Here is a 7,821-nt window from a genome sequence, read left to right as displayed (position 1 = left end):
CTACGTATGGACGGGATAAGTGCTGAAAGCATCTAAGCATGAAGCCCCCCTCAAGATGAGACTTCCCATCTGTAAAGAGTAAGATCCCTCAGAGACGATGAGGTAGATAGGTTCGAGGTGGAAGCATGGCAACATGTGTAGCTGACGAATACTAATCGATCGAGGACTTAACTAAAAACAAAAAGTGAAAGCGACTGTTCAATAGCGTACAGCTAGATCAGCCAGACTGTCGCACAGGGTTTTTCTGTGCAAAAGGAAGGATGAACGAGATGCTAGCTATTAGGAGCTTGAGCTAGATCTAAAAATTAACCGTTTGTATGACACTTGTCAAGTCTTATCTAGTTTTGAGGGTACATAAACTTTTAAAAAGATATAAAAAACGCTTGCTTTTATGTGTAAATATTTATATAATGTATCTTGTCCTTGAAAAAAATATGTCTGGTAACGATAGCGAAGAGGTCACACCTGTTCCCATGCCGAACACAGTAGTTAAGCTCTTCAGCGCCGATGGTAGTTGGGTCTAAGCCCTGCAAGAGTAGGACGTCGCTAGGCACATCAAATCCATTCCACAGTAGCTCAGTGGTAGAGCTATCGGCTGTTAACCGATCGGTCGTAGGTTCGAATCCTACCTGTGGAGCCATAATGGAGAGCTGTCCGAGTGGCCGAAGGAGCACGATTGGAAATCGTGTAGGCGGTGTTAAACCGTCTCGAGGGTTCAAATCCCTCGCTCTCCGCCACAAATTTTGTTTAATAAAGTAAAGTGCCAAATAAAGTACTGTTATTTTTCTTTCATGGCCCGTTGGTCAAGCGGTTAAGACACCGCCCTTTCACGGCGGTAACACGGGTTCGAATCCCGTACGGGTCACCATTTAACCTAAGTGTAAAAGCACTTATTAATTTAAAAAGATTTTATGTTCTGTAATTTGGAGGATTAGCTCAGCTGGGAGAGCACCTGCCTTACAAGCAGGGGGTCGCAGGTTCGAGCCCTGCATCCTCCACCATTTATTTTTTTATATTGTCGCGGGGTGGAGCAGTCTGGTAGCTCGTCGGGCTCATAACCCGAAGGTCGTAGGTTCAAATCCTGCCCCCGCAACCAATTAAATTTTCTTACATTACCGATTAAGCAACGTGCTAGAAAAAAATCGTGTACTGTAAGTGCAACCAATTAAGTTTGAGTATTACATAATACGGTCCGGTAGTTCAGTTGGTTAGAATGCCTGCCTGTCACGCAGGAGGTCGCGGGTTCGAGTCCCGTCCGGACCGCCACTTTTTATAGTAATTCACCTTATGGCTCGGTAGCTCAGTCGGTAGAGCAACGGACTGAAAATCCGTGTGTCGGCGGTTCGATTCCGTCCCGAGCCACCATTTATTTGGAGGGATAGCGAAGTTGGCCAAACGCGGCGGACTGTAAATCCGCTCCCATCGGGTTCGTAGGTTCGAGTCCTACTCCCTCCACCATTTTTTTCTTTTAAGCATGTATAAGAATTCTCACATAGGGGTATAGTTTAACGGTAGAACAGAGGTCTCCAAAACCTCCGGTGTGGGTTCGATTCCTACTACCCCTGCTCTTAATTGTGGCGACTGTGGTGAAGTGGTTAACACATCGGATTGTGGTTCCGACATGCGTGGGTTCGATCCCCATCAGCCGCCCCATTTTTTAAAAAAAATTATATTAATATATATGTTGGGCTATAGCCAAGCGGTAAGGCAACGGTTTTTGGTTCCGTCATGCGTTGGTTCGAATCCAGCTAGCCCAGCCATTTAAGCGAAAGTAGTTCAGTGGTAGAACACCACCTTGCCAAGGTGGGGGTCGCGGGTTCGAATCCCGTCTTTCGCTCCATTTTTTTATTATCATCTAGTTGCTAAGCGCATATAATTAAAATATGGCGGTATAGCCAAGTGGTAAGGCAGAGGTCTGCAAAACCTTTATCACCGGTTCAAATCCGGTTACCGCCTCCAAATAGTGCCGGTGTGGCGGAATTGGCAGACGCGCGGGACTCAAAATCCCGTGTCTTCACGGACGTGTCGGTTCGACCCCGACCACCGGTATCTAAACACATATTTTTTGTTTATATGAAAAGCCTATAGCTGTTTAAACAGCTATAGGCTTTTCATATAAATTTTTCTTTAGCGATTCACTTTTAGTTTATTAAATTAGCCTTTTAGATGATGATAACTGCTTACATATTCACTTAGATTAATAATTAGAATTCTATCCAATCTATTACACCAAGTGGCTCAAAGCAAATAGTAAAACCATCTACCTGAGTACAAACACCATATTTCTCAACATACCGCTCAATAGCTTCTCCTAGAAAGCCTTCTGTTACTCCTAAAAAATCTGCTAATTCATAGCGGTTTCTAACGTTTGCCTTATGGGCGGATATGATCTCTGTTAAAGGGATAAGCTCTTCATGCGCCCATGATCGTGCACGCTTTTCATGCTTTCTATTCACTAGTTTTGACTGATCTGTGATATTTCCAGCAGTTGTGTGATAATGCCCAATCTCTTCAGCTAATACACAAAATTTTTCTAAAGTGCATAGTCTGTCCTTAATGAGAATTACTTTTTTGCCTAATACCTCAGCATATAGACCTTTAAATTGTTCAGGGAGAATGTCCGTTTCCTTAACAGATACTGGGCTTCTATTTAAAAGAATTTCGTAATTATTCATTGAATACCTCCAAGAAGCTCAATCTTTTTCTAAAGCTATTCTAAGAGCATTTTTGACTTGTTTAATTTCTTCATCAGTTAAATTTCCTTCATAGCCAACTCTATGAGCTGCAAGCGTCATAATTTCGTCATCTGTTAACCCTAATTGTTGTTCGGTTTTAGGTATAGAATCGGATCTACTTTCGAGCATAGTCGTTTTTTTACCAGGAGTTCTCTCTTTTCTACTGTCATAGCCCATTAACCAGGCTTCATTAACCTCTAGTGCTTTAGCAAGAATAAACAATTTATCTGGTCTGGGTTCCGTTTTTCCATTAACATATTGGCTTAAATCTGTCTTAGATATTTTTAAATTTCCATGTGTAAATCTTTTTGTGAGATTTAAAATATCTACTTGCTTTAAGTTTCTTTCTGACATAATTTGATTTAGTCTTCGCCCAGTCGTTTCCCGCATCGTGAACATCCTTTACAATTTATTCTTTTAATAAGTATAAGCGAAATTAAGCATTTGATCAACATTGTAATTCAATTTTATTGAACTTTTTGTTGACATAATGTAATTATCTAGTTATTATTATTTTAAGTTCAATTAAATTGAACATCTTTAATTAGATTAGGTGTTTAGAAAATATATAAAGAAGACTAAAGATGAAGCTTGGATACAAAGGGTTGTAATTTCATTGAAAGTAGTAATTAGATTGTTTATGTATTAGGTCTATTAGAGTAATATTTCTTAGTTTTATTGAACTATTCTTTAATAAAATGTTGTGAAGGGAGGATAATTATTTGAAATTCTATATGTCGGTATGTTTAGTTATGGGAACTTTTAATCTTAGGTAATAAGAAAAATTGCATAATAATTTAAAAATTAATAAAGCTTTTTTTAACTTTGCTTTTTACTTGCATAAGAAGAAAATTAGGAGGTTTCTCAATGACAGAATTAACAAAGGATTTATTGAAAATTATTTCTGAGACTGCTATTAAATTAAACCGAGCGGACGAGCTTAAGAAGCAAGAAGAGAAACATGATCGACGTATACGCAACATTCGTTTACTCTTAAAAAACTATCGGGCACTTGTTTTGCATTCTGAAAGAATAAAAGACGACTTAGACTGTCTTGATGAAACATCAATTCATCATTTAGATGTTTATACAATTAGCTTAGAATCAATTGAATCAATAATGAAAAGTCAGAAGAAAACAGTGGCTATGATTGAATTTGTTAATGATAAAATTAATGCCTATAAAAAATCATGTAATAAGGAAGAACTAAAGTATTTCAAGGTTCTTGAGATGAAATATATTACACCTGAAAAATATAGTGCTCAAGAAATAGCTGAACGAATCAATGTTGACAGGACTACTGTAAGTCGATATTTAAGTAGAGCAGTTGATGATTTACATGTTATTATTTTTGGAATCGAAGCGCTGCAATTTGAGAGATAAAGTATACTAATATTGTCATATTAAGTAATAATGGCTTTTTATTATAGTTTTTAATTAAATATTGTATTAAAGGTTATTTATTCTAAAGGCTATTTACTTCAAATATAAAAACTCAAGGGTACCTAGAAACTGCACAAGACTTGCACACAAATACATTATTTTATGTGTTAATATGATAGTGTAAGAAATTATGGTTAGATTGAAAAGACTTAAACTGTTATAGACAGTTGTTAATTGAAACAAATAGCTAAGTTTTTACTAGCATCTGATCGCCAAAAAGGAGATAGGTGCTAGTTTTTTGCTTGAAATAACTTCTTGACACTTTATATCCTGTTGCAGATAATTTGCAAACAAATACAATATCTTATGTGATAGTATGATACCCTAGGAAAATGAAGGTAAAAAGAAGTTCTTCTAAATAAGAACCTTTAATAATTTAAAACGATTAGATTTAAATCTTACCAGCATCAGATCTTTAAAAGGGGTAGTCACGATTATTTTGCTGTGAATAGCCATTTACATTTCAACTCTGACTGCATAAATTTTGCACACACATACAACATTTAATGTGCTAAAGTGATAGAGTGATAAATTATTATTTTATCGATAGCAATTAGTAAAAATAAGATTTCTAAAGCAATTAACATAATTTAGAATATAAAAAGCGTTTGATTCCTATTAGGATCAAGCGTTTTTTTTTGCCCTGTAGCATGGCGTTAAAAGGCTTTTAAATAAATTATTATCAATATGGTTAAGGGGGTGATAGATGAACAGTGAAAAATATTTTGAATTAATTATTTCGCTTTTGTAAAGGAGGTATTTACAAATGACCATTTATTAACAAAAAGGAGGCAAGTTAAATGGATGTAACCAATAAAATTTTAGAAACATTAGGCCTCTTGTTTCCGGATGTACCAGATCAATACCGTAATAATCTGAGGCAAGGTTTTAATGAAAATAGTTTCTTTGTTAAACAGGTTTCTGTTAACAATGAGCAGATGTTGGCTAATAGATCAATTCGATCATATAATTATCAGTTACATTATTTCCCGGAAAATAATCCGATAGATCAGGAGCAAAGATTAGAAGAGCAATGTGAGAAGATGGCTGAAAGGATGTATAATCAATTTCTCTATTTGAATAATCATGAAGGTAAGGTATTAAAGCCTTATCACAGAATAGAGGATGGTGTTCTTTTATTTCAATTCAATTTAAAATTTGAGATTGAACATTCGCCAGATCATACACCTATGCAGTCTTTTGAGGAAAGGAGTGGTCTAAAAGGTGACAGTTAAAAGCGACTTGAAAAACATGTTGAGAACTGAACCTGTTTTTTCTAAGCTAGCTTTGGTTATCTCGGAGCAATTTAGCTTTGGGGATAAGGCCATCTTAGGAGCTGTACTAGAGAATAAGGAATACACGATATCAGAGGCAAAAGCTGCCGTTGTTAGACATAAAAGAAGGAGAGTGATTTAAATGGCAGGAGGAACATTTACTAGCCACAATAAAGTAAGACCGGGTGCGTATATCAATGTGCGTACTAATAATTTAAATGTAACAAATGAAGGTATTTCTGGAATTGTCACTATTCCTATTGTATTAGGGTTTGGACCGGAGAAAACGGTGATTGAGGTTGATTCAGGAACCAATTTTAATCGTATTTTTGGATATAGTTTGGATTCACCACAATTATTATTAGTACGAGAAGCACTAAAAAGAGCAGGCACTGTCCTCGTGTATCGTGTTAATGAAGGAACGAAAGCCTCAGCAGAATTGGCAGAGGAACTCATGGTTACAGCAAAGTACGGTGGAGAGCGCGGAAATGAAATAAGTGTGGTTATTCAGCCAAATGTTGATTACGCGGATACATTTAATGTGCTCACCTACTTAGGGGTTGACTTAGTAAATACACAGCTTAGTGTAGAAGGAGCGGCTGATCTAATTGATAATGATCTAGTTACTTTTAGTGGTGAAGGAAATTTGAGTACAACTGCTGGTATTACTTTATCAGGAGGTGCAACGACCGATGCGCTAGCTGGTGATTATGCTGATTACTTTAATGCTATTGCGGTATATGATTTTAATACTCTGGCTTTACCAATTGATGATCAAACAACAAAAGTTGCGGGTGTTAATTTTATAAAGGCATTACGTGACCAAGAAGGTAAGAAGTGCCAAATTGTTATTTCTGGCTATAGAGCGGACCATGAGGCAGTTATTAACGTAAAAAATGGTGTCGTTCTAGAGGGAGGTACTATTTTAACACCGGCACAAGCTGTTCCATGGGTAGCAGGTGCAACGGCAACGGCTGCTGTTAATGAATCATTAACTTATTTTACTTATGAGGGGGCAATTGATGTTCACCCTCGGTATACTAATTCCGAGATTATAACATCCCTAAATAATGGCGAGTTTTTGTTTACTGAAAAACGTGGGACAGCAGTAGTTGAACAAGATATTAATTCATTAGTTACGTTAACTGTAGAGAAAAATCAAGAGTTTAGAAAGAATCGTGTATTACGAGTTCTAGATGATATTGCAAACAATACCAAGCAAGTTTTTGAAGATAACTTTATTGGCAGAGTAAATAATAATGCAGATGGTAGAGGTTTATTTTTAGCTAATCGCATTAGTTATTTTACTGCCCTACAGGATTTAGGGGCCATTGAAGACTTTTCTTCTGATGATGTTTCGATCTCCCTTGGTGAGACGAAGGACACAATTGTCATGAATGCTATTGTTAAACCAATTGACTCAATTGAAAAACTATATATGACTGTCGTTGTGCAGTAGGAAGGGAGCTAAGTGAATATGAACTTAAAAGCTAGAGATACAATAAGTGGTCAGGAAGGTACAGCCTATATTGAAATAAATGGTCGTAATGAAGAAATGTTCTACGTCAAAAGTATTAATGCAACTGTTGAGAAGAACAAAGTGCAACTACGTACGTTAGGAAAACGGGGTGACCAAAATAAGACAGTGGGTTGGTCTGGATCTGGTTCGGCAACTATTTATGGTGTTACATCTCGTTTTGTTGAGATGGCACTGGATTATGTGAAGAATGGGCGAGATCTTTTCGTAAACATTATGGTAACAAATGAGGATCCTACCTCTACAGTTGGAAGACAAAGTGTTGTTCTTAAAGAGGTTAATTTTGATTCTTATCCGATTACTATGTTGGACGTTGATGCAGAAGCTTTGGAGCAAGAGATGGACTTTACTTTTGATGATTTAGATTTATTAGAAAAATTTCAGGAACCTACTAATTAAGGAAGGATGAATTAAATGAGTTCACTTCAAGATTTTATGTTAGAAAATACCTCACTCTCGGAGAAGGAGGTAAAACTGCCACGCTTCAAATCGCCTTTTGTTATAAAGGCGATTTCTGAAGCTGAAAATACTGCTTTACGCAAAAAGAATACTGTTAAAGTAAAGGGTTCCGGTGGTCAACTCATGCCCCGTACTGATTCAGAAAAGTATATGGGTGAACTAGTAGCTTCTTGTATTGTAATACCCGATTTGGCGGATAAAAAATTACAGGAGCATTATGGGACGTTAGGTAGCAAGGTTGATACATTAAGGTCAATGTTGCTTGCAGGTGAGTTTGCGACTATTACAAATGAAATTCAATCTATTAACGGCTTCGATATTGAACTTGATGAATTGAGAGAAGAAGTAAAAAACGACTAAATGACGGTGATGG

8 protein-coding genes, 14 tRNA genes and 2 rRNA genes are annotated in these 7,821 nt (G+C 36.8%); 22 read left to right on the top strand and 2 right to left on the bottom strand.

Annotation, left to right across the window (positions count from 1 at the left end; all coding sequences use genetic code 11):
- The 16 genes from BM000_RS03915 to BM000_RS03840 all read left to right on the top strand — a co-directional run.
- Positions 1-175 (top strand): 23S ribosomal RNA (locus BM000_RS03915); the annotation flags it as partial.
- A gap of 262 nt (positions 176-437) precedes the next feature.
- A 5S ribosomal RNA gene (gene rrf / locus BM000_RS03910) occupies positions 438-552 on the top strand.
- Positions 553-565: 13 nt separating this feature from the next.
- A tRNA-Asn gene (locus BM000_RS03905) sits at positions 566-640 on the top strand.
- A gap of 4 nt (positions 641-644) precedes the next feature.
- Positions 645-737: transfer RNA gene (locus BM000_RS03900), tRNA-Ser, on the top strand.
- A gap of 56 nt (positions 738-793) precedes the next feature.
- A tRNA-Glu gene (locus tag BM000_RS03895) sits at positions 794-868 on the top strand.
- A gap of 57 nt (positions 869-925) precedes the next feature.
- Positions 926-1,001 (top strand) — tRNA-Val (locus BM000_RS03890).
- Positions 1,002-1,019: 18 nt separating this feature from the next.
- Positions 1,020-1,096 (top strand) — tRNA-Met (locus BM000_RS03885).
- Between the two features lie 93 nt (positions 1,097-1,189).
- Positions 1,190-1,266 (top strand) — tRNA-Asp (locus tag BM000_RS03880).
- A 23-nt stretch (positions 1,267-1,289) separates the two neighbouring features.
- A tRNA-Phe gene (locus BM000_RS03875) sits at positions 1,290-1,365 on the top strand.
- Between the two features lie 7 nt (positions 1,366-1,372).
- A tRNA-Tyr gene (locus BM000_RS03870) sits at positions 1,373-1,458 on the top strand.
- A gap of 36 nt (positions 1,459-1,494) precedes the next feature.
- Positions 1,495-1,565 (top strand) — tRNA-Trp (locus BM000_RS03865).
- 12 nt (positions 1,566-1,577) lie between these two features.
- A tRNA-His gene (locus BM000_RS03860) sits at positions 1,578-1,653 on the top strand.
- 32 nt (positions 1,654-1,685) lie between these two features.
- A tRNA-Gln gene (locus tag BM000_RS03855) sits at positions 1,686-1,760 on the top strand.
- 5 nt (positions 1,761-1,765) lie between these two features.
- A tRNA-Gly gene (locus BM000_RS03850) sits at positions 1,766-1,840 on the top strand.
- A gap of 45 nt (positions 1,841-1,885) precedes the next feature.
- Positions 1,886-1,959: transfer RNA gene (locus BM000_RS03845), tRNA-Cys, on the top strand.
- Positions 1,960-1,965: 6 nt separating this feature from the next.
- Positions 1,966-2,049: transfer RNA gene (locus tag BM000_RS03840), tRNA-Leu, on the top strand.
- A 155-nt stretch (positions 2,050-2,204) separates the two neighbouring features.
- Here the strand turns inward: BM000_RS03840 and BM000_RS03835 are convergent.
- Positions 2,205-2,675 carry an ImmA/IrrE family metallo-endopeptidase gene (locus BM000_RS03835; RefSeq protein WP_091494978.1) on the bottom strand — a complete coding sequence of 157 codons (471 nt, stop codon included), beginning with the start codon at positions 2,673-2,675 and terminating at the stop codon, positions 2,205-2,207.
- Positions 2,676-2,693: 18 nt separating this feature from the next.
- On the bottom strand, positions 2,694-3,125 hold the full coding sequence (locus BM000_RS03830) for a helix-turn-helix domain-containing protein (protein WP_218144074.1): 432 nt from the start codon (positions 3,123-3,125) through the stop codon (positions 2,694-2,696).
- Positions 3,126-3,602: 477 nt separating this feature from the next.
- Here BM000_RS03830 and BM000_RS03825 point away from each other — a divergent pair, with 477 nt between their 5' ends.
- From BM000_RS03825 to BM000_RS03800, 6 genes are all read left to right on the top strand, one after another.
- Complete coding sequence (locus tag BM000_RS03825) at positions 3,603-4,118, top strand: RNA polymerase sigma factor sigma-70 region 4 domain-containing protein (protein ID WP_091494974.1); 516 nt, start codon at positions 3,603-3,605, stop codon at positions 4,116-4,118.
- Between the two features lie 860 nt (positions 4,119-4,978).
- Complete coding sequence (locus BM000_RS03820; protein WP_091494973.1) at positions 4,979-5,413, top strand: phage tail terminator family protein; 435 nt, start codon at positions 4,979-4,981, stop codon at positions 5,411-5,413.
- The gene (locus BM000_RS03815; RefSeq protein ID WP_091494972.1) at positions 5,403-5,594 is read left to right on the top strand and encodes a hypothetical protein; all 192 of its coding nucleotides are present in this window, start codon (positions 5,403-5,405) and stop codon (positions 5,592-5,594) included. The genes BM000_RS03820 and BM000_RS03815 overlap by 11 nt, the downstream gene beginning before the upstream one ends.
- Complete coding sequence (locus BM000_RS03810) at positions 5,595-6,911, top strand: phage tail sheath family protein (RefSeq protein WP_091494970.1); 1,317 nt, start codon at positions 5,595-5,597, stop codon at positions 6,909-6,911.
- An 18-nt stretch (positions 6,912-6,929) separates the two neighbouring features.
- Positions 6,930-7,388 carry a phage tail tube protein gene (locus BM000_RS03805; protein ID WP_091494968.1) on the top strand — a complete coding sequence of 153 codons (459 nt, stop codon included), beginning with the start codon at positions 6,930-6,932 and terminating at the stop codon, positions 7,386-7,388.
- 15 nt (positions 7,389-7,403) lie between these two features.
- On the top strand, positions 7,404-7,808 hold the full coding sequence (locus BM000_RS03800; RefSeq protein WP_091494966.1) for a phage tail assembly chaperone: 405 nt from the start codon (positions 7,404-7,406) through the stop codon (positions 7,806-7,808).
- Positions 7,809-7,821: the final 13 nt, after the last annotated feature.

The organism is Amphibacillus marinus, from assembly GCF_900110345.1.
GTDB classification, from domain to species: Bacteria; Bacillota; Bacilli; order Bacillales; family Amphibacillaceae; genus Amphibacillus_D; species Amphibacillus_D marinus.
Note: the sequence above shows the minus strand (reverse complement) of the source record. Positions and strands in the feature narration are given on the sequence as shown.